This window comes from Burkholderia sp. BCC1977, from assembly GCF_905339595.1.
Lineage (GTDB): Bacteria > Pseudomonadota > Gammaproteobacteria > Burkholderiales > Burkholderiaceae > Burkholderia.
Genome location: NZ_CAJPGQ010000145.1, coordinates 1 through 1,052, shown reverse-complemented (window position 1 = coordinate 1,052; position 1,052 = coordinate 1). Strand labels below are relative to the sequence as shown.

The 1,052-nt window shown below is 64.5% G+C and carries 1 protein-coding gene; it reads right to left on the bottom strand.

The window, feature by feature from the left end; translation table 11 throughout:
* Positions 1–1,052 (bottom strand): serine hydroxymethyltransferase (gene glyA / locus U5771_RS35165; protein ID WP_322028179.1); only part of this gene is annotated, 1,052 nt, incomplete at both ends.

The window sequence follows — 1,052 nt, the reverse complement described above, 5'->3', positions numbered from 1 at the left end:
AGCACGTCGGCGATCAGGTTGCCGACCTTCTCCGCTTCCGCCGGGCCGAAGCCGCGCGTCGTCATCGCCGGCGAGCCCAGACGGATGCCGCTCGTCACGAACGGCTTTTCGGGATCGTTCGGGATCGCGTTCTTGTTCACCGTGATGTGTGCCGCGCCCAGTGCCGCTTCCGCTGCCTTGCCCGTGATGTTCTTCGCGCGCAGGTCCACCAGCATCACGTGGCTTTCCGTACGGCCCGACACGATCCGCAGGCCGCGCTTCACCAGCGTTTCAGCCAGCACGCGTGCGTTCTCGACCACCTTCTGCTGATATTCCTTGAACTCCGGCGACAGCGCTTCCTTGAACGCCACGGCCTTCGCCGCGATCACGTGCATCAGCGGGCCGCCCTGGATGCCCGGGAAGATCGCCGAGTTGATCGGCTTCTCGTATTCCGACTTCATCAGGATCACGCCGCCGCGCGGGCCGCGCAGGCTCTTGTGCGTCGTCGTCGTCACGAAGTCCGCGTGCGGCACCGGGTTCGGATACACGCCCGCTGCGATCAGGCCGGCGTAGTGCGCCATGTCGACCATCAGGTACGCACCGACCGACTTCGCGATCTTCGCGAGACGCTCGAAGTCGATCTTCAGCGCGAACGCCGATGCGCCCGCGACGATCAGCTTCGGCTTGTGTTCGTTTGCCAGCTTCTCGGCTGCATCGTAGTCGATGTCTTCCTGCTCGTTCAGCCCGTAGCTGACGACGTTGAACCACTTGCCCGACATGTTCACCGGCGAGCCGTGCGTCAGGTGGCCGCCGTGCGCGAGGCTCAGCCCCATGATCGTGTCGCCCGGCTTGAGCATCGCGAAGAACACGCCCTGGTTCGCCTGCGAACCCGAGTTCGGCTGCACGTTCGCTGCTTCCGCGCCGAACAGCTGCTTCACACGGTCGATCGCCAGCTGCTCGACCACGTCGACATATTCACAGCCGCCGTAGTAGCGCTTGCCCGGATAACCTTCCGCGTACTTGTTCGTGAGCTGCGAACCCTGTGCGGCCATCACGGCCGGGCTCGTGTAGTT